This window comes from Acidovorax sp. NO-1 (assembly GCF_000238595.1).
In the GTDB taxonomy this organism is placed as follows: Bacteria; Pseudomonadota; Gammaproteobacteria; order Burkholderiales; family Burkholderiaceae_C; genus Acidovorax.
Genome location: NZ_AGTS01000077.1, coordinates 101,290 through 120,879, shown reverse-complemented (window position 1 = coordinate 120,879; position 19,590 = coordinate 101,290). Strand labels below are relative to the sequence as shown.

The window sequence follows — 19,590 nt, the reverse complement described above, 5'->3', positions numbered from 1 at the left end:
CGTGGTTCCCGGGTGATCAGGACGCGTCGGCGTCCAGGTTCTGCGCCAGCCCGAACAACTGGGCAGACCGGGCGCCCGAACGGCAAAACGCCAACGTGGGCTTGGGGGCGGTGATCAGGACCTTGTGCATGGCCTGCACCTGTTCCGGCGTGATGGAGCCACTCACTACGGGCAGGTACACATAGTGCAGCCCTGCGACTGTGGCAGCGCGCTCCATTTCAGGGCTGGTGGGTTGTGCGCCACCGCCCTCCCCGTCCGGCCGGTTGTTGATGATGGTCTTGAAGCCCTGCTGGGCCAAAGAGGCAAAGTCCGTAGTGGCGAGCTGGGGAGACACTGCGAAGTCGGGGGTCAGGGCAATGATCTGCAGCGGCATGTCAGCGGGCTCCGGTCCGGGTGGATGGGGTGCGGCGTGACATGCGTTCGGCCAGTTCAAACAGCCACATGCCTGCCAGCATGGCGATCACGAACACGATGGCTTTGGGCTGGCCTGCGCCCGCCGAAACGATGGCCGGGCCGGGGCAGAAGCCCGCAATACCCCAGCCTGCGCCGAAGATGAGGCTTCCGATCACCAGGCGGCGATCAATGTCGCGCGACGTGGGCAAATGCATGGCGCCCCCCAGGAAACTGGTGGTGCGCTTCTTGGCCGCGGCAAACGCAAAGACGCCCACCGCAATCGCGCCGCCCATCACGAAGGCCAGCGATGGGTCCCACAAGCCCGCCAGGTCCAGAAAGCCCAGCACCTTGCCGGGGTCGGTCATGCCCGAGACGATCAGGCCCAGTCCGAAGATCAGGCCCACCACAAACTCTGAAATACGATTTTTCATAACGATCAATGCTCCGATGGGATGGGAGGTCAGGCCAGCACGTGCCGGATGAGGAAGACGGTGACGAACCCGGCACCCATGAAGGCCAGGGTGGCGACCAGGGACCGGGGAGACATGCGCGAGAGCCCGCACACGCCGTGGCCGCTCGTGCAGCCCGATCCGTAACGGGTGCCGACACCCACCAGCAGGCCGGCGATCACCACCATGGCCCAGGTCGCGTCAATGCGCGGCTGCGTGGGGCCGATCACCAGCCAGTAGAGGCCAGGAGCCACCAGCATGCCCAGTACAAAAGCCACGCGCCAGCCAATGTCACCATCGCGGGGGCGCAGCAGCCCTCCCACAATGCCGCTGATGCCCAGAATGCGACCATTGAGGAGCACAAAAAGCGCCGAGGCAAGCCCCAGCAAAACGCCGCCCGCAAGGGCAGCCCAGGGGGTGAAATGGGTCCAATCGATCAGCATGGTGCGCTCTCCTGGGCGGGGCCACAAAATTGCTCAAACAGCACGTTCATCACCGCCAGGGCCTGGGGACTGGCGATCTCGTAATAGATGTTTTTGCCCTCGCGTCGCGTGTTGACGAGTGCCTCATCGCGCAATACGCCCAGTTGCTGCGACAAGGTGGGCTGGGAAATGCCCACCAGTTCTTCCAGTTCACCCACCCGCTTTTCACCCTGGGTCAGCTGACACAGCAGCAGCAGGCGGTCGGGGTTGGACAAAACTTTCATCAAGCGGCAAGCGCTGTCGGCGGACCTGCGCAAGGCTTCCAGGTCCATTTGTATCTCTGCGTGCATGGTGGCGCACTCCTTTTCAAATTCGATGTCGATATTCTATTGACATACATTATATTTGTCAATAAACTATCTGCATGGAAATTAGATACGGAGCCCTTTGATGAAACCCCAGATAGAAGCCTTCTTTGATGACGCCACCTGGACGGTGAGCTATGTGGTGTTCGATCAGCCTGGCGGCCACTGCGCCGTGGTGGATTCGGTGCTGGACTACGACCCGAAGTCGGGCCGCACCCGCACGCGGTCTGCCGACAAGATCGTGTCGTTTGTGCAGAGCCAGGGGCTGACAGTGCAATGGATTCTGGAGACCCATGCCCACGCAGACCATCTGTCGGCCGCACACTACCTTCGCGACAAGCTGGGGGGAAAAATTGCCATTGGCGCGTCGATCACCCAGGTGCAGGACGTGTTCAAGAAGGTCTTTCATCTGGAGCCCGAGTTCCGTCCGGATGGCACCCAGTTCGACCAGCTGCTGCACGACAACGAGGTGTTCCACATCGGCCAGCTGGAAGCACATGCGCTGGCAGTGCCCGGCCATACCCCCGCCTGCATGGCCTACCAGGTGGGCGACGCGGTGTTCGTGGGTGACACCCTCTTCATGCCCGACGTGGGCACCGCGCGCTGCGACTTTCCCGGCGGCAATGCCCATACGCTGTACCAGTCAGTGCGCAAATTGCTCAGCCTGCCGGATGAAACCCGCCTGTTCATGTGCCACGACTACCCTCCCGCAGGGCGCCCCGTAGCTTGGCAAACCACTGTTGCGGACCAGCGTGCCAGGAACATCCACATCCACGACGGAGTGATCGAGGAGGCTTTCGTGGCACTGCGCACCCAGCGCGATGCAACGCTGCAGATGCCCGTGCTCATCCTGCCCTCGGTGCAGGTCAACATCAGGGCGGGAGAAATGCCGCCACCGGAAGCCAATGGCGTGACTTATCTCAAGATTCCCGTCAACGCGCTGTGACACGCTCAAATCCAATCCAAGGACCACGCCATGAAAACTGCCCATGACCTTGTCGCTGCAGCCAAAGCCCAGATCCAGGAAACCCCGGTGGACGAGGCCGAGCAAGCCATTCGTGCAGCCGACGTGTTGATCGATGTCCGGGAAGCCGATGAATACCAGGCGGGACACATCCCCGGCGCAATCCATGCCTCACGCGGTGTGCTGGAGTTCAAACTCAGCAGCACGCCCGCACTCACCCCGCGCGACCTGAAGGTGGTGGTGTATTGCAAAACCAGCGGGCGAGCTGCGCTGGCGGCGCGCGCCATGCACGATATGGGCTACCTCCAGGTGCAGTCCATCGCCGGCGGCTTTGACGCTTGGCTCGCGGCCGGCAAGCCCGTCGTGGTGCCGGAATCTCCGGCTTTCGATTGACCTGTGCAGTGCGTGCATGCCGCACCTACTGCCCAGGTCAAACAGGGGCCCCACATGGGGCCGGTAAATTAACCCAAGGAGTCATCATGAAAGTCAATGTTGGAACGTTGGATCGCGCGCTGCGCGTCGTGGCAGGGCTGGTCCTGATAGCACTGGCAGCCACGGGCACTGTCGGCTGGTGGGGATGGCTGGGCGTGGTGCCCCTGGCCACCGGCCTGTTTCGATTTTGCCCGGCCTATACCTTGTTGGGCGTCAACACCTGCCCCATGAAGAAATGAATCACCCGAAGGCATTGCGCCAATGCGTGCATGCCCCTGCAACGTTCGAGGAAGGACCCCTTCGATGAGTACGTTTGATCACGCAGGCCTGATCCAAGGCATCAATGAAAGCTTGGCACCTTTCCGCAAGGCGCAGCCGGATGCCATGCGGGGTTTTGCCCAGCTCGCACAAGCGTCCATGGCAGAGGGTACGCTGAGCGCCAAGCACAAGGAGCTGATTGCACTGGCCATCGGCGTCACACAGCGGTGCTCCGGCTGCATCGGCTTTCATGTCAAGGCACTGCAAAAACTGGGCGCCACCCGCAATGAGCTGGAGGAAATGCTGGCCGTCTGTGTTTACATGGGCGGGGGCCCTGCACTCATGTACGCAGCGGAGACGCTGAAGGCGTGGGACACCATGGCCGCGGCCAGCGGCGGCAACTGACCGACCCTGACCAACGCCCCATCTGAGCGGCCCCGCCCCTCACTGACATCAGCAACCGTAAAGCTCTGCGCCCCACCGCAAATCGGTTTACATTTTGAGCACCAGTCCATGAGACTGTTGCAAAAAAAGGGGGCGCCATGTCTGCTCGTCTTTCGGGGATACGCGCGGTTGCCGGCGGGGCATGCCGATCCGCTGCGTTTTTGGCGGCGTTCATCGGCTTGGGCGCACACGCGCTGGACAAGCCGGGCGGGCCCGTCGTACTCACTGTTGAAGGGGCTATCAGCCAGACCAATGTCGGCGCCCAGGCGCAGTTCGACATGCAGATGCTGGAAAAATTGCCCCAGCACAGTTTCACCACCCAGACACCCTGGTACCCGAACGCAGTCACGTTCACCGGGCCCTTGCTGCGCGACGTACTGGCCGCCGTGGGCGCACAGGGCACCAGGATCACGGCCGTGGCCCTGAACGACTACAGGACAGAGATACCGGCGGAAGACGCAACGCGACACGATGTCATCGTCGCCCGGCTCATGAACAACCGGCCCATGCGCATCCGCGAAAAAGGCCCGCTTTTCATCGTCTACCCCTTTGACACCAAGGCAGAGCTGCGCAGCGAGCTTTACTACAACCGGGCAGCCTGGCAGCTCAACGCGTTACGCATCCGGTAACGCCTGGCTCCTCCCCACCTATCCCCAGCATGCTGCGCAGCAAACACATCCTGCCGCTGATTGTTACGGGACTGGTGTTCGCGTATGTCGCGATTGCGGCTGTGCAATACAGCCAGTACCGCAACGTAGAGGCGGTGATGCGACGCGGCGATGTAAATGCGCTCTGGTCCTTCCTGCAACTCAACGTCGAATACGAAAAGCTGGACCATGCGCTGCACCAGTTCGAGCTGGACCCGGCCAGCATTACCCTGGACAGGCTGGAGCTGCGGTATGACCTGTTTTTGAGCCGCTTCAGTGCATTGGAGAGCGGCACGTCCCGCACGCTGATGCAGGAGGAGCCGATCTACGACAAGGCCCTGTCGGCACTGCAGCGGTTCGTGGCCGCGGGCGACAGCTACTTCGGCGCCAGCGTGGATGCAGCCTCCAGCCTTGAGAACATGCGGCTCTTGCGCACCGAACTGGACGCCCTTCGCGAGACTGTGCAGGAGCTTTCTCTCGACGCCTCACGCGTGTCGGCCATGCTGGGCGATTCACGCAACGCCGAGGTTAAGCGCCAGACACTGTTGACCACCGGGCTCACCGTGTTCCAGGCGCTGCTCACCTTTCTTCTGGCGTTTGCGATGGCACGGCAGTTTCTGCAGCGCGAGAAGGCCGCGTCCCAGGCGCTGGCCGCGCAAAACGAGCTGGTGGAAGCCCTCAAACGCAACGAAGAGGCCCTGGAAGCCAGGGTGGCCGAGCGCACCCTGGAGCTGCAGAAGGTGAACACCGCCCTGCGCGAGCACGAAGACGAACTGGAGATTGCCCGCGCCCGCGCCGAAGATGCCTCGCAGATGAAATCGGACTTCCTGGCCAATATGAGCCACGAAATACGCACCCCCATGAACGCGGTGATCGGCATGAGCCACCTGGCCCTCGCCACTGACCTCACCCCACGCCAGCGAGACTATGTAGAAAAAATCCAGCGCTCGGGCCAGCACCTGCTCGGCCTGATCAACGACATCCTGGACTTCAGCAAGATCGAAGCAGGCAAACTGGAAGTGGAAGTGGTGGACTTTGACCTGCGCGGCGTGCTGGACAACGTGGCCAATCTGGTCAGCGAAAAGTGCGCCCACAAAGGCCTGGAGCTGCTCTTCGACGTAGACCCTGCCCTTCCCGACCACTTGCGCGGCGATCCGCTGCGGCTGGGGCAGATCCTGGTGAACTACGCCAACAATGCGGTCAAGTTCACCGAGCGCGGCGAGATCATCGTGCGGGTGACCGAAACCGTGCGCGACGACACCGGCGTCCTCCTGCGGTTCGAGGTCCAGGATACGGGAATAGGCCTCACGTCAGAGCAGCAATCGCGGCTATTTAGGTCGTTCGAACAGGCCGACACGTCCACCACCCGCAAATACGGCGGCACCGGCCTGGGCCTGGCAATCTCCAGGAAGCTCGCCGGGCTCATGGGGGGCGAGGTGGGAGTGCAAAGCCAGGCCGGTGTGGGCAGCACCTTCTGGTTCACCGCCCGTCTGGGCCTGGGTACCGCGCACCATGCACCGCTGCTGCCCACCCCCGACCTGCGGGGGCGGCATGTGCTGGTGGTGGATGACAGCGAGCAGGCACGGCATATCCTGGGTGAAATGCTGACCCGCATGAGCTTTACGGTCACCACGGCATCGTCTGGCAAGGAGGCGGTTGCCCTGGCGCGGGCCGCCGAACAGGCCGGGCGCCCCTGCGAGCTCGCGTTTCTCGACTGGATGATGCCGGGAATGGACGGGTTTGACACCCACCGCGCGCTGGCCAGCCTGCAGCGCCCGCCCCACACCATCATCGTCACGGCGGCCGGGCGCGACGATGTGCAAGACGAGCTGCAGCGTGCCGGGCTCACGCTGATGCTGTCCAAGCCTGTCAGCCCCTCTGCCATGTTTGACGCCGCCATGCAGGCACTAGGGGGGCAGGCCCGGTCGGCCGACGGACGCGCGGCGCACGCGCCACGCCACGCTACACATCTGTCGGCCATCGCGGGGGCCCGCGTGCTGCTGGTGGACGACAACGACCTGAACCAGCAGGTGGGCGCCGAACTGCTGAGCGGCGCGGGCCTGGCGGTGGACGTGGCCCACAACGGGCAGGTGGCGCTCGACATGCTGGCCCAAACCTCCTATGACCTGGTGCTGATGGACATGCAGATGCCCGTGATGGATGGCCTGACTGCTACACGGCACCTGCGCCAGAACCCTGCCTGGGCGGACCTGCCCGTGCTGGCGATGACCGCCAACGCCATGAGCCACGACCGCGACCTGTGCATTGCAGCGGGCATGAACGGCCACCTGGCCAAACCCATCGACCCGGATGCACTTTTTGCCACCCTGCTGCAGTGGATCCGGCCGCGCGCCACAGGCAACGCACGTGAGGACCTCGACCAAGCTGTTCGAGCGCATGCCATTGGTGACGTTCCAAATGAATACTCTGGCGCGCGCCACCCCAATTCCGAATCTGCTCCCGATCCTGCACCCGACGATGCCCTGCGGCAGATTGACGGACTCGACGTATCAGCCGGACTGCGGCGTGTGCTGGGCAAACGCATTGCCTACGAGAGCCTTTTGCGCAAGTTCATCCACGGGCAGGCGAATGCCGTGCAGACCACCCGCGCCGCACTGGCTGCGGGCCAGCAGCCGGACGCACTGCGTGCCATGCACACCCTCAAAGGCACCGCAGGCACCATTGGCGCAACGGCCCTGGCTGCCCAGGCGCAAAAGGCCGAAAAGGCCATAGCGCAAAACTTGCCCATCGATGAAGTGGACTCGGTGCTCCACCCTGTCGAAGCAGCATGCAATGCATTGGTGGCTGCTTTGCAGGCTGCCCTGCCCGCTGAGGAGGCAACGCCCCCTGGCGGTGCGAGCGACGGCATGCCGGTGGACGCTGCAGCGGCGCAACAGCTGGTGCACCGGCTCGCCGCCTTGCTGGCGGAGGACGACTCCGATGCCATCGAGCTCTTCAAAGAATCTGCAGGCCCTCTGCACGCGCACCTGGGGCCTGCATACGGCCAGATCAAACGCGCGCTCGACAGCTACGATTTCCTGGAGGCCCTGGCTGCACTGCGCCAGACGGCCCCGACAGACATTCGCAACAATAAGGAGCCCCACCATGAATAGCCCTTTCGCGCCCAGCGGGCGATGCACGGTGCTGGTCGTTGACGATACGCCCGACAACCTGTCGTTGATGAGCGACCTGCTGCGCACGGACTACAAGGTCAAACTGGCCCCCGGCGGAGAGCGCGCGTTGCAGATCGTGGCAGGCGAGAGCAAGCCCGACCTCATCCTGCTGGACATCATGATGCCGGACATGGACGGCTATGAAGTGCTGCGGCGCCTGCAGTTCAACCCCGAGACGGAAGACATCCCCGTGATCTTCCTCACCGCCATGAGTGCTGCCGAGGACGAAAGCATCGGCCTGGAGCTGGGCGCGGTGGACTACATCACCAAGCCCATCAACCCCGCGATCGTGATGGCGCGGGTGCGCAACCACCTGCAGCTCAAGCGCGCACGGGATTTTCTGGCACAGCACAACCAGTTTCTGGAGCAGGAGGTGGCCAACCGCACACGCGCCATGGCCGAATTGCAGGATGCCACCATCCGCGCGATGGCATCTCTCGCGGAAACGCGTGACAACGAAACAGGCAACCACATCCGGCGCACGCAGCACTACATGGAAGCCCTGGCCCGCCACCTGCAAAACCACCCGCGATTCCAACCCGAACTCACCGACACAGCCATCGAAACCATCTTCAAGTCGGCCCCGCTGCATGACATTGGCAAGGTGGGCATCCCCGACCGCATCCTGCTCAAGCCCGGCAAGCTGACGCCGGAAGAGTTCGAGATCATGAAGACGCACACCACCCTGGGGCGCGACGCCATCATTGCGGCCGAAACCGGCACCACGCAGGACAACCCGTTCTTCCGCTACGCCAAGGAGATTGCCTACAGTCACCAGGAGAAATGGGATGGCTCGGGCTACCCAGAGGGCCTGGCCGGCAACACCATCCCGCTGTCAGCGCGTCTGATGGCGGTGGCCGATGTGTATGACGCGCTCATCTCGGAGCGCGTCTACAAAGCTGCGTACACGCACGAAAAAGCCGTGGAAATCATCACCGATGGCAGGGGCAGCCATTTCGACCCGGACATCGTCGATGCCTTCCTGACCCTGTCGGAAGAATTCAGGCGCATCGCGCAGCGGTTTGCCGATGCGGAACCCACCCGGCTGGCGCAGCTGGACCGCCTGGCCGCCGGCCTTCCTGCAGAGCCCCAGTGACTCGGGCGCCGCACAGGCAGTGCCGCTGCCTTTCTACGGGGTGGCGTCAGGCGCAGTGCGTGGGGCCAGCCTCTGTGCTCGCGGTGCGGTGGCCATTCAGCCCCAGCTTGGCAAGCAGTTGCACGTCGGCGTCCACGTCAGGGTTGCCGGTCACCAGCAGCTTGTCGCCGTAAAAAATCGAGTTGGCCCCGGCCAGGAAGCACAAGGCCTGTACGGCCTCGCCCAATTGCTGGCGGCCTGCCGACAGGCGCACGCGCGCCTTGGGCATGGTGATACGGGCCACCGCAATCACGCGCACAAAGTCGAACGGGTCGATGGGTTCGCTGTCGGCCAGCGGTGTGCCCGGCACGCGCACCAGGCTGTTGATGGGCACCGATTCCGGATAGGGCTGAAGGTTGGCCAGCTGCGCAATCAGGCCTGCGCGGTGCACGGGCGCCTCGCCCATGCCCACAATGCCGCCGCAGCACACGCTGATGCCGGCATCGCGCACGTTCTGCAGCGTGTCCAGCCGGTCCTGGTAGGCACGGGTGCTCACCACGTCGGTGTAGTACTCGGGGGCCGTGTCCAGGTTGTGGTTGTAGTAGTCCAGGCCCGCATCTTTGAGCGCCTGCGCCTGGTGCGACTCGAGCATGCCCAGCGTGGCGCAGGTCTGCAGGCCCAGGCCTTTCACCGCGCCAATCAAGGCGCTGACTTTTTCGATGTCGCGGTCCTTGGGCGCACGCCAGGCAGCGCCCATGCAAAACCGCGTTGCGCCCGCGTCCTTGGCGGCCTGGGCTGCGCGTACTACCTCGTCCACCTCCATCAGCTTTTCAGCCTTTACGCCCGTGTCGAACTCGGCCGCCTGCGGGCAGTAGCCGCAGTTTTCAGGGCAGCCGCCGGTCTTGACGGAAAGCAGCGTCGCCAGTTCGATGTCGCCTGCGGGCCAGTGCTGGCGGTGCACGGTTTGCGCTTCGAACAGCAGGTCCATCAGGGGCTTGTCGAGTAGCGCCTGGATGGCCTCTACCGACCAGGGGCCTTGGGCCGCGGGGGCTGGGTTGCGGCGGTGCAACTGAACCGGTTGCGTGGTCTGTACGGTGGCGGGAGCGGCTGGAGCCATGGTGGCGGACATCGGGTGGGTTCCTTCAACAGTCAAGGCATTGGCCCTGCAGCGGCGGGATGCCAGCGGTGGGCCAGGGTTGCTTACTTAGTCATCGTTCATCGGCACGCGCCAGCCGCGCCATGGGGTTCGGGCTGGGTGCGCAGCGGCTGGGGCGGATTCTGGAGGAGAAAACGGCACAAACGCACGCTGCGGGGTCACAAAAAGCGCCAACAAAACGGCGGGCGTAACGGCTCGGAAGTACAAATTTTTTTGCGCGCAGAAGACGGGCATTTCCAGAAATTTGGCGGCCATTGCATGTCGCTGCCTGCCAGCACGCACCACCCGTTGGCAACCAGCTGACATCTGAAGTTAACTGCTGCGCTAGTGAGCTGCCCCCGTCGGGAGATAAGCGCTGTTGCCGAGGGGCTTGAAGCGCGCTGGCCGGACAAAGTGTAGCAGAACACTCAGCCCAGGGCGGCAATGACGTCCGCCGGGGCCTGCACCAGTTCGATCAGCACGCCTTCGCCTGCAATCGGAAACTCGTCGTTGCTCTTGGGGTGCAAGAAGGTGATGTCATACCCCGCAGCCCCCTTGCGGATGCCGCCAGACGCAAAGCGCACGCCCTTGGCAGTGAGCCATTCCACCGCCCTGGGCAGGTCATCGATCCACAGGCCAATGTGGTTGAGCGGCGTGGTGTGCACGGCGGGCTTCTTGTCGATGTCCAGCGGCTGCATGATGTCCACCTCCACCTTGAAGGCCCCTTTGCCCATGGCCAGGATGTCTTCATCGACGTTCTCACGTTCGCTCTGGAAGGTGCCGGTCTGTTCCAGGCCCAGCATGTCCACCCACAAGGTCTTCATGCGTTGCTTGTCGGTGCCGCCAATGGCGACCTGCTGGATGCCCAGCACTTTGAAGGGGCGTTGGGTCGTGCTCATGAATGCTCCATATTTGATAGCTGCCAGCGCTTACTCCTCAAGCGCCAGAGGCCAAAAAGGCTAAAAAAAGGGGCGCAAGGCCCCTCTGGATGGGTTAGCGACAACAAGTCAACGAACCAGGCGGCAGATCACTGGAATTCCAGAATGATCTGGTCCACCGAGAGTGATTCGCCCTTGCCCGCCGTGATCTTGCCCACCACGCCGTCCTGCGCGGCAAAGAGGATGTTCTCCATCTTCATGGCCTCGATCACCGCCAGCTTTTCACCTGCCTGCACCTTCTGGCCAGGCTGCACCGCCACGTCCACCAGCAGGCCGGGCATGGGCGAGAGCAGGAACTTGGACAGATCTGGCGGCGCCTTGAAGGGCATGAGCTTGTGCAGGCGCGCGCCCAGGGGCGACAGCACCAGTGTGTCCACCTGCGTGCCGTTGTGCGCAATGCGCAGCGCCAGCGGGTTCTTGCCCACACCGCGCTCCACCTGGGCCGTGAAGCCCTGGCCGTTGCACGCGCCCTGCACGCGGATCTGGCCCAGCGTGGCGTTGCTACTGATCTGATAGCTGGTACCGCCCACCAGTACAGCGCTGGAGCCCGATTTGTCTTCAAAGTCGGACACCGTCACTTCGTGGTGCTGGTTCTGCCCTTCGGCGCCCAGCGTCACCACCACAAACTGCTCGCCCACCTTCACCTCATGCCCGGCCAGCTGCCCGCTGATGCCCGAGGCGCGTGCGCGGTACCGGCGGTGCATGAAGGCCGCCAGGGCCACCAGGAACAGCGGGTCGCTGTGCGGCACGTCTTCGGCGTGAAAGCCCTTGCCGTAGTTCTCGGCGATGAAGCCGGTGTTGAAGTCGCCCGTCACGAATTTGGGGTGCGCCAGCAGCGCCGCCTGGAACGGGATGTTGCTGCTGATGCCACGAATCACAAAGCCGTTCAGCGCCGCGCGCATCTTGGCAATGGCGTCGTTGCGGTCGGTGCCGTGCACGATGAGCTTGGCAATCATCGAGTCGTAGTACATGGGGATCTCGCCGCCCTCATACACGCCCGTGTCCACCCGCACGCCCCATTTTTTGGTCGTATCGGACTGGAACATGGATTCCTCTGGCGGCTGAAAGCGCACCAGACGGCCGGTGGACGGCAAAAAGTTGCGGAACGGGTCTTCGGCGTTGATGCGGCACTCTATGGCCCAGCCGTCGCGCTTCACATCGGCTTGCGTCAGGGGCAGCTTCTCGCCCGCCGCCACGCGGATCATCAGCTCCACCAGGTCCAGGCCGGTGATGCATTCCGTCACCGGGTGCTCCACCTGCAGGCGGGTGTTCATCTCCAGAAAGTAAAAGTCCTGGTCCTTGCCGACCACGAACTCCACCGTGCCCGCGCTCTGGTACTTCACGGCCTTTGCCAGCTGCACGGCCTGCTCGCCCATGGCCTTGCGCGTGGCGTCAGAGATGAAGGGCGATGGCGCCTCTTCAATCACCTTCTGGTGGCGGCGCTGGATGGAGCACTCGCGCTCGTTTAGGTAGATCACGTTGCCGTGGCTGTCGCCCAGGATCTGGATCTCGATGTGGCGCGGCTCCTGCACAAACTTCTCGATGAAGATGCGGTCGTCGCCAAAGCTGTTGCGAGCTTCGTTCTGGCAGCTAGCGAAGCCTTCAAACGCTTCCTTGTCGTTGAACGCCACGCGCAGACCCTTGCCGCCGCCCCCGGCCGAGGCCTTGATCATCACGGGGTAGCCAATGCCCTTGGCGATCTCCACCGCCTGCTCAGGGCCAGCGATGGCGTCGTTGTAGCCAGGAATCGTGTTGACCTTGGCCTCGTTGGCCAGCTTCTTGGACGCGATCTTGTCGCCCATGGCCGCAATGGAATGCGCCTTGGGGCCGATGAACGCAATGCCCTCGTCTTCGCAGCGCTTGGAAAAAGCTTCGTTTTCCGAGAGGAAGCCGTAGCCGGGGTGCACGGCCTGCGCGCCAGTCTGCTTGCAGGCAGCGATGATTTTGTCGGCCAGCAGGTACGACTCGCGCGAGGGCGCGGCACCAATGTGCACGGCCTCGTCGGCCAGCTTGACGTGCCGGGCTTCCTTGTCGGCGTCGGAATAGACGGCGACGGTGGCGATGCCCATTTTCTTGGCCGTTGCAATCACTCGGCAGGCGATTTCGCCACGGTTGGCGATCAGGATTTTGGTGAACATAACAAGTTCCTCAAAAGGAAATTTCAAAAACCAGTAACTAAGACGGAAGGACAGCGCTGGCGCAAAGCGTCAATGAAGCGCTGCTTCTCACGCGGCGACACCAAAATGCTTCGGTCTGCCCCATAGCGAATGCTCAAGCGGTCGAGCGACAGCGCAGGCGACGAAATCCAACTGCGCGATGGCGAGACCTCGCGTACATCGCCCAGCACAATGCGCCAGCGAAACGGACCACTGCGAATCAGCAGATCGTCCGCCGTGAGTGTGTAGTTGGTGTCCAGTACCAACCACAGCGGCAGCAGCAGCGTAAGGGCCACGATGACCGCCAACAGCGCAAGCATCGGTGGCGTGCCACCAGAGTTCAGCACGAACGGCCCCGCAAGCCCTGCTACTGCGGTTGCTGCCGTCAATGCCGCGAGCGGGCCGATGGCAACAAGCCATGAGTCCACTCTGGATGGGAAGAACGCGCGGATCTGTGCCATTGCCTGCTGCCGATGCCCTGCTTACAGCGGAATGTTCCCGTGCTTGCGCCAGGGGTTTTCCAGCTTCTTGTCGCGCAGCATGACCAAGCTGCGGCAGATGCGCTTGCGCGTCTCATGCGGCAGGATCACGTCGTCGATAAAGCCGCGTGCACCGGCCACAAACGGGTTGGCAAAACGCTGCTTGTATTCGGCCTCGCGCGCGGCCAGCTTCACCGGGTCGTTCTTGTCTTCGCGGAAGATGATTTCCACCGCGCCCTTGGCGCCCATCACCGCAATTTCGGCGTTGGGCCAGGCCAGGTTCACGTCGCCGCGCAGGTGCTTGGAGCTCATCACGTCGTACGCGCCGCCGTAGGCCTTGCGGGTGATGACGGTGATCTTGGGCACGGTGCATTCGGCATACGCGTAAAGCAGCTTGGCGCCGTGCTTGATGATGCCGCCGTACTCCTGGCTGGTGCCAGGCATGAAGCCGGGCACGTCCACAAACGTGACCACGGGGATGTTGAACGCATCGCAAAAGCGCACAAAGCGTGCGGCCTTGATGCTCGACTTGATGTCCAGGCAGCCCGCCAGCACCAGCGGCTGGTTGGCCACGATGCCCACGGTCTGGCCTTCCATGCGGGCAAAGCCGATGAGGATGTTCTTGGCGTATTCGGGCTGCAGCTCAAAGAAGTCCCCGTCGTCCACCGTCTTGAGGATCAGCTCCTTCATGTCGTAGGGCTTGTTGGGGTTCTCGGGCACCAGGGTGTCGAGGCTCCGGTCCATGCGGTCGGCCGGGTCGTTGCTGGGGCGAACAGGAGCCTTCTCACGGTTGTTGAGCGGCAGGTAGTTGTACAGGCGGCGCAGCATCATCAGCGCCTCCACGTCGTTCTCGAACGCCATGTCGGCCACACCGCTCTTGGTGGTGTGCGTCACGGCACCGCCCAGTTCCTCGGCGGTGACTTCTTCGTGCGTCACGGTCTTGACCACCTCGGGGCCGGTCACGAACATGTAGCTCGAATCCTTGACCATGAAGATGAAGTCCGTCATGGCGGGCGAGTACACGGCGCCACCAGCGCTCGGGCCCATGATCATGCTGATCTGCGGAATCACGCCGCTGGCCAACACGTTCTTCTGGAACACGTCGGCATAGCCACCGAGGGACGCGACGCCTTCCTGGATGCGGGCGCCGCCCGAGTCGTTGAGGCCGATGACCGGTGCGCCGACCTTCATGGCCTGGTCCATCACCTTGCTGATCTTCTCGGCGTGCGTTTCGCTGAGTGCGCCGCCAAACACCGTGAAGTCCTGGCTGAACACGAACACCAGGCGGCCGTTGATCATGCCGTAGCCGGTCACCACACCGTCGCCGGGGATCTTGTTGTCCTCCATGCCAAAGTCGGTGCACCGGTGTTCGACAAACATGTCCCATTCTTCGAACGTGCCGTCGTCCAGCAGCAGCTCGATGCGCTCGCGCGCGGTGAGCTTGCCCTTGGCGTGCTGCGCATCAATGCGCTTTTGCCCGCCGCCCAGGCGTGCCAGCGCACGCTTTTTCTCCAGTTGATCCAGGATGTCTTGCATGGTCGTCCTTTGGTGAATGGGGTTGTGTCTACTATTTATTTGATAGCTGCTGGCGCATGATTGGATTGCGCCAGCAGCAGATTTCGTGCTGCAGTCGATGCCGCGATGCGCCCCGCGGCCACATCGGCCTGCATTTGCGGCAGCAACGCTTTGACCTCTGGATGCTGGCGAAACGCGAGCTTGAGGCCCGCGTCGATGCGCTCCCACATCCATGACAGCGCCTGCTTCTCGCGCCGCGTGGCCAGGCGGCCGTTGGCGGTTTGCAGCTGGCGGAACTGCGTGACGGCGGCCCAGAAGCTGTCTACGCCCTGCCCCAGCAGCGCGCTCATTTGCACGACCTTCGGGTGCCACAGCGTTTCGTCGTGGTGGGCGTTCTCGGGGTTGCCGTGTTGGCTGAGCAGGCGCAGGCTCGACGTGATCTGCGCCTCCGCCCGTGTGGCGGCGTTCTTGTCGATGTCGGCCTTGTTGATGACGACCAGATCGGCAATCTCCATCACGCCCTTCTTGATGGCCTGCAGGTCGTCGCCCGCGTTGGGCAGCTGCATCAGCACGAACATGTCCGTCATGCCTGCCACTGCAATCTCGCTCTGGCCCACGCCTACGGTCTCGACGATGACCAAGTCGTAGCCTGCGGCTTCGCAGACCAGCATGGCTTCACGCGTCTTCTCGGCCACGCCGCCCAGCGTGCCGCTCGACGGGCTGGGGCGGATGTAGGCCTTTTCATGCACCGACAGGTGTTCCATGCGCGTCTTGTCGCCCAGGATGGATCCGCCCGAGACGGTGCTGGACGGATCGATGGTGAGCACGGCCACGCGGTGGCCCTGGCCGATCAGGTACAGGCCCAGGGCTTCGATGAAGGTGGATTTGCCCACGCCGGGCACGCCACTGATGCCGAGGCGGAAGGCTTTGCCGGTGTGCGGGAGCAGCTGGGTCAGCAGCTCGTCGGCCTGGGCGCGGTGGTCCACCCGCGTTGATTCGAGCAGCGTGATGGCTTTGGACATGGCGCGGCGCTGGAGAGTGCCGGGCTGGCCAATGATTCCTTGGAGCAGGTTTGGGACAGTTTTCACCCAGCCTTCGACAGGCTCAGCCCGAACGGCTGGGGGTGTGCTGGCTTCGTCTCCCCCCACCCGTTCGGGCTGAGCCAGTCGAAGCCGGGGTGCACTGGTGGATTTTCCGCGCGACTGCGCCAACTCTTGCACTCGTTCCCAATCCCCCGCAATCAATGCTTCCTTCTTAGCCCGCGACCAGCCCTTGACCTGCAGCTCGAAAGCCAGCGCGCCCTCGCGGGTCTCAAACTCACCTTGCCAGAGAAGCTCTATGGGCTTTCGCAGCGCTGTGTAGCCCACGTCACCGTTTTGATGCTGCTGCATGCGCAGCTCCATGTCATCGGTGTGGCCGACGTAGTAAGAACCGTCGGCGCAGCGCAGGATGTAAACGTAAAACGGGCGCATGTTTCAGGCGTTGAATTGGATCGGGCCCTTGATTGCATCAAACTCTTCAGCCCGAACCAGCCACGACCGTTCAGCCTGAGCCTGTCGAAGGCCCGCACAGGTCAGTGCCCCGGCTTCGACAAGCTCAGCCCGAACGGTTGTGGTTATGGAAATGCGTTCCATCACGCAGCCACCGCCTTGCGAATCTGCTCCAGCACATCCTTGGCGCTGGCGGGAATGGGTGTGCCGGGGCCGTACACGCCCTTTACGCCCGACTCGTACAAGAAGTCATAGTCCTGCGCCGGAATCACCCCACCCACAAACACGATGATGTCGTCCGCACCCTGGTCCTTGAGCGACTGGATGATGGCGGGCACCAGTGTCTTGTGGCCCGCCGCCAGCGTGCTCACGCCCACGGCGTGCACGTCGTTTTCAATCGCCTGACGCGCGCATTCCTCGGGCGTCTGAAACAGCGGGCCCATGTCCACGTCAAACCCCAGGTCGGCAAACGCAGTGGCCACCACTTTGGCGCCCCGGTCGTGGCCGTCCTGGCCCAGCTTGGCGATCATCACGCGGGGGCGGCGGCCTTGTTCTTCGGCAAAGGCGTTGATTTCGGTCTTGAGTTTGTCCCAGCCTTCGGCCGAGTCATAGGCTGCTGCGTACACACCGGTCACCTTTTGCGTATCGGCGCGGTGGCGCCCAAAAACCTTCTCCAGCGCATCGCTGATCTCGCCCACAGTGGCACGCAGGCGCACGGCTTTGATCGACAGGTCCAGCAGATTGCCTTCGCCGCTTTCTGCTGCAGAAGTGAGAGCATCCAGCGCTTGCTGGACAAGCGCTGGGTCGCGTTTTCCCCGAATATTCTTCAGGCGCTCAATCTGGCCGTCGCGCACCTTCATGTTGTCGATTTGCAGGATGTCGACCGGGTCTTCCTTCTTGAGCTTGTATTTGTTCACGCCGACGATCACGTCCTTGCCGCTGTCGATGCGTGCCTGCTTCTCGGCGGCGGCGGCTTCGATCTTGAGCTTGGCCCAGCCGCTGTCCACGGCCTGGGTCATGCCGCCCATGGCCTCGACCTCTTCGATGATCTTCCAGGCCGCATCGGCCATGTCCTGGGTCAGCCTCTCCATCATGTAGCTGCCGGCCCAGGGGTCGATCACGTTGGTGATGTGGGTCTCTTCCTGGATGATGAGCTGCGTGTTGCGCGCAATGCGCGAACTGAACTCGGTGGGCAGCGCAATGGCTTCGTCAAAGCTGTTGGTGTGCAGGCTTTGCGTGCCGCCAAACACGGCGGCCATGGCCTCGATGGTGGTGCGCACCACGTTGTTGTAGGGGTCCTGCTCGGTGAGGCTCCAGCCCGAGGTCTGGCAGTGCGTGCGCAGCATGAGGCTCTTGGGGTTCTTGGCGCCCGTGGCTTTCATGATGCGGCACCACAGCAGGCGGGCGGCGCGCATCTTGGCCACTTCGAGATAGAAGTTCATGCCAATCGCCCAGAAGAACGAGAGGCGCCCGGCGAACTCGTCCACGTCCATGCCCTTGTCGATGGCGGTCTTCACATATTCCTTGCCGTCGGCCAGGGTGAAGGCCAGCTCCAGCGCCTGGTTGGCCCCGGCTTCCTGCATGTGGTAGCCGCTGATCGAGATCGAGTTGAACTTCGGCATGTTCTTGGCCGTGTACTCGATGATGTCGCCAATGATCTTCATCGACGGCTTGGGCGGGTAGATGTAGGTGTTGCGCACCATGAACTCTTTCAGAATGTCGTTCTGAATGGTTCCGCTGAGCTTTTCTTGCGAGACGCCCTGCTCTTCCGCCGCCACCACATAGCCCGCCAGAACGGGCAGCACGGCGCCGTTCATGGTCATCGATACGCTGACCTTATCGAGCGGGATCTGGTCGAACAGGATCTTCATGTCCTCGACCGAATCAATCGCCACCCCCGCCTTGCCCACATCGCCTGTCACGCGCGGGTGGTCGCTGTCGTAACCGCGGTGCGTGGCCAGGTCGAACGCCACCGACACGCCCTGCCCGCCGGCGGCCAGCGCCTTGCGGTAGAAGGCGTTGGATTCTTCAGCGGTGGAAAAACCGGCGTACTGACGAATGGTCCAGGGCCGCACCGCGTACATGGTGGCCTGCGGGCCGCGCAGATAGGGCTCGAAGCCCGGCAGCGTGTTGGCATACGGCAGGCTGGCGGTGTCTTCGGCGGTGTACAGCGGCTTGACGGTGATGCCATCGGGCGTGACCCAGTTGAGGGCATTGACATCGCCACCCGGCGCCGACTTGGCTGCGGCCTTGGCCCAGGCTTCCAGCGAAGACGCGGCGAATTCGGGGGCGGTTTTGGGGGCGTTGTCACTCATGGCAAGGGCTTCTCCGAAGATGGCGGTGTGTGGGCGCAGAACGGCGCTCGGGCTAATCCCGATGTGGCGGCGAGTTTACATCATTCATAATTATTGATTCAAAATATTCTTCGCAGCTTACAATCCGACCCATGTCTGCCCTCACCCTCACTCCCCGCGCGCTGTATGAAGAGGTGGCCGAGCAATTGCGCCAGCGCATCTTCCGCCGCGAGCTGGAGCCAGGCAGCTGGATCGACGAACTCAAGATTGCCGAGGAATTCGGCATCAGCCGCACCCCCTTGCGCGAGGCTTTGAAGGTGCTGGCCGCAGAGGGCCTGGTCACGATGAAGGTGCGCCGTGGCGCCTATGTAACGGAGATGAGCGAAAAAGACCTGCGCGACGTGTACCACCTGCTCAGCCTGCTGGAGAGCGACGCCGCTGGCGTGGTGGCCACCACGGCCACACCTGAACAACTGAAAGAATTGCAGGATCTGCACGCCGAGCTGGAAGCGGCAGCCGCCGACCGCGAGAAGTTCTTTGCCATCAACGAGCGCTTTCACATGCTGCTGCTGGAGCTGGCCGACAACCGCTGGCGCAGCCAGATGGTGGCCGACCTGCGCAAGGTGATGAAGCTCAACCGCCACAACTCCTTGTTCAAACAAGGGCGCATTGAAGATTCCTTGAGCGAACACCGCGCCATTCTGGCCGCGATGGTCACGCGTGACGCCAAGGCCACGGTGAAGGCGATGAAGGCGCACTTTGCGCAAGGGCTGGAAGCGGCAACCTGAAAAGGTCCAACCCGCACGCGTCAGAACGTGTTTACGGTCTCAGCCAGGCCGTGCCAAGCCGCACCGGTGCGACCACGATCATTCCGCAAACAGGAACGCACCATTTGCAACACATGGGGTGATCGCTCGCAGCCCGGTCACGGCTTCGCTCGTTATCATCCTTCGGGTTTCCA

The 19,590-nt window shown here is 63.0% G+C and carries 19 protein-coding genes and 1 pseudogene; 8 read left to right on the top strand and 12 right to left on the bottom strand.

From position 1 onward, the window contains the following. Nucleotides 1-16: 16 nt before the first annotated feature. Genes KYG_RS10520 through KYG_RS10505 form a run of 4 tightly spaced genes read right to left on the bottom strand, consistent with a single transcriptional unit; the run spans nt 17 to nt 1,614 of the window. Nucleotides 17-373, bottom strand: coding sequence for a TIGR01244 family sulfur transferase (locus KYG_RS10520; protein ID WP_008904874.1), 357 nt, complete (start codon nt 371-373; stop codon nt 17-19). Between the two features lies 1 nt (nt 374). Beyond that, nucleotides 375-824 carry a YeeE/YedE family protein gene (locus KYG_RS10515; protein ID WP_008904873.1) on the bottom strand — a complete coding sequence of 150 codons (450 nt, stop codon included), beginning with the start codon at nt 822-824 and terminating at the stop codon, nt 375-377. 29 nt (nt 825-853) lie between these two features. Then, nucleotides 854-1,285 carry a YeeE/YedE family protein gene (locus KYG_RS10510; RefSeq protein WP_008904872.1) on the bottom strand — a complete coding sequence of 144 codons (432 nt, stop codon included), beginning with the start codon at nt 1,283-1,285 and terminating at the stop codon, nt 854-856. Next, the gene (locus KYG_RS10505; protein WP_008904871.1) at nt 1,279-1,614 is read right to left on the bottom strand and encodes a helix-turn-helix transcriptional regulator; all 336 of its coding nucleotides are present in this window, start codon (nt 1,612-1,614) and stop codon (nt 1,279-1,281) included. Before KYG_RS10505 ends, KYG_RS10510 begins: the two co-directional genes overlap by 7 nt. A gap of 100 nt (nt 1,615-1,714) precedes the next feature. Here KYG_RS10505 and KYG_RS10500 point away from each other — a divergent pair, with 100 nt between their 5' ends. From KYG_RS10500 to KYG_RS10470, 7 genes are all read left to right on the top strand, one after another. Continuing rightward, a complete protein-coding gene (locus KYG_RS10500) occupies nt 1,715-2,575 on the top strand; it encodes an MBL fold metallo-hydrolase (RefSeq protein ID WP_008904870.1) in 861 nt (286 codons plus the stop codon). A 30-nt stretch (nt 2,576-2,605) separates the two neighbouring features. After that, nucleotides 2,606-2,986, top strand: coding sequence for a rhodanese-like domain-containing protein (locus KYG_RS10495; RefSeq protein WP_008904869.1), 381 nt, complete (start codon nt 2,606-2,608; stop codon nt 2,984-2,986). 86 nt (nt 2,987-3,072) lie between these two features. Further along, nucleotides 3,073-3,264, top strand: a complete 192-nt coding sequence (locus KYG_RS10490) for a DUF2892 domain-containing protein (protein ID WP_008904868.1) — start codon at nt 3,073-3,075, stop codon at nt 3,262-3,264. 64 nt (nt 3,265-3,328) lie between these two features. Next, a complete protein-coding gene (locus KYG_RS10485; protein ID WP_008904867.1) occupies nt 3,329-3,688 on the top strand; it encodes a carboxymuconolactone decarboxylase family protein in 360 nt (119 codons plus the stop codon). A 137-nt stretch (nt 3,689-3,825) separates the two neighbouring features. Then, nucleotides 3,826-4,356, top strand: coding sequence for a molybdopterin-dependent oxidoreductase (locus KYG_RS10480; protein WP_085942548.1), 531 nt, complete (start codon nt 3,826-3,828; stop codon nt 4,354-4,356). 29 nt (nt 4,357-4,385) lie between these two features. Beyond that, nucleotides 4,386-7,487 carry a response regulator gene (locus KYG_RS10475; RefSeq protein ID WP_008904865.1) on the top strand — a complete coding sequence of 1,034 codons (3,102 nt, stop codon included), beginning with the start codon at nt 4,386-4,388 and terminating at the stop codon, nt 7,485-7,487. Further along, nucleotides 7,480-8,643, top strand: coding sequence for a two-component system response regulator (locus KYG_RS10470; RefSeq protein ID WP_008904864.1), 1,164 nt, complete (start codon nt 7,480-7,482; stop codon nt 8,641-8,643). The genes KYG_RS10475 and KYG_RS10470 overlap by 8 nt, the downstream gene beginning before the upstream one ends. A 46-nt stretch (nt 8,644-8,689) precedes the next feature. Here the strand turns inward: KYG_RS10470 and bioB are convergent, their stop codons facing one another. From bioB to scpA, 8 genes and pseudogenes are all read right to left on the bottom strand, one after another. Further along, on the bottom strand, nt 8,690-9,751 hold the full coding sequence (gene bioB, locus KYG_RS10465; RefSeq protein WP_008904863.1) for a biotin synthase BioB: 1,062 nt from the start codon (nt 9,749-9,751) through the stop codon (nt 8,690-8,692). Nucleotides 9,752-10,185: 434 nt separating this feature from the next. Further along, a complete protein-coding gene (locus KYG_RS10460; protein ID WP_008904862.1) occupies nt 10,186-10,656 on the bottom strand; it encodes a VOC family protein in 471 nt (156 codons plus the stop codon). 128 nt (nt 10,657-10,784) lie between these two features. After that, nucleotides 10,785-12,833, bottom strand: coding sequence for an acetyl/propionyl/methylcrotonyl-CoA carboxylase subunit alpha (locus tag KYG_RS10455; RefSeq protein ID WP_008904861.1), 2,049 nt, complete (start codon nt 12,831-12,833; stop codon nt 10,785-10,787). 23 nt (nt 12,834-12,856) lie between these two features. Then, complete coding sequence (locus KYG_RS10450) at nt 12,857-13,312, bottom strand: PH domain-containing protein (RefSeq protein ID WP_034694059.1); 456 nt, start codon at nt 13,310-13,312, stop codon at nt 12,857-12,859. Between the two features lie 21 nt (nt 13,313-13,333). After that, nucleotides 13,334-14,866 (bottom strand): acyl-CoA carboxylase subunit beta, encoded by a 1,533-nt coding sequence (locus KYG_RS10445; protein ID WP_008904859.1) that lies wholly within the window; start codon nt 14,864-14,866, stop codon nt 13,334-13,336. A 35-nt stretch (nt 14,867-14,901) separates the two neighbouring features. Continuing rightward, nucleotides 14,902-15,933, bottom strand: coding sequence for a methylmalonyl Co-A mutase-associated GTPase MeaB (meaB, locus tag KYG_RS10440; protein ID WP_050813844.1), 1,032 nt, complete (start codon nt 15,931-15,933; stop codon nt 14,902-14,904). Nucleotides 15,934-16,107: 174 nt separating this feature from the next. After that, nucleotides 16,108-16,317 (bottom strand): annotated as a pseudogene (locus tag KYG_RS25365) (GIY-YIG nuclease family protein); the annotation flags it as partial. A 161-nt stretch (nt 16,318-16,478) separates the two neighbouring features. Continuing rightward, nucleotides 16,479-18,650 (bottom strand): methylmalonyl-CoA mutase, encoded by a 2,172-nt coding sequence (gene scpA, locus KYG_RS10435; RefSeq protein ID WP_008904856.1) that lies wholly within the window; start codon nt 18,648-18,650, stop codon nt 16,479-16,481. A 131-nt stretch (nt 18,651-18,781) separates the two neighbouring features. Between scpA and KYG_RS10430 the strand changes: the two genes are divergently transcribed. Continuing rightward, nucleotides 18,782-19,417 (top strand): GntR family transcriptional regulator, encoded by a 636-nt coding sequence (locus KYG_RS10430; protein WP_008904855.1) that lies wholly within the window; start codon nt 18,782-18,784, stop codon nt 19,415-19,417. The last annotated feature ends 173 nt before the right edge of the window (nt 19,418-19,590 follow it).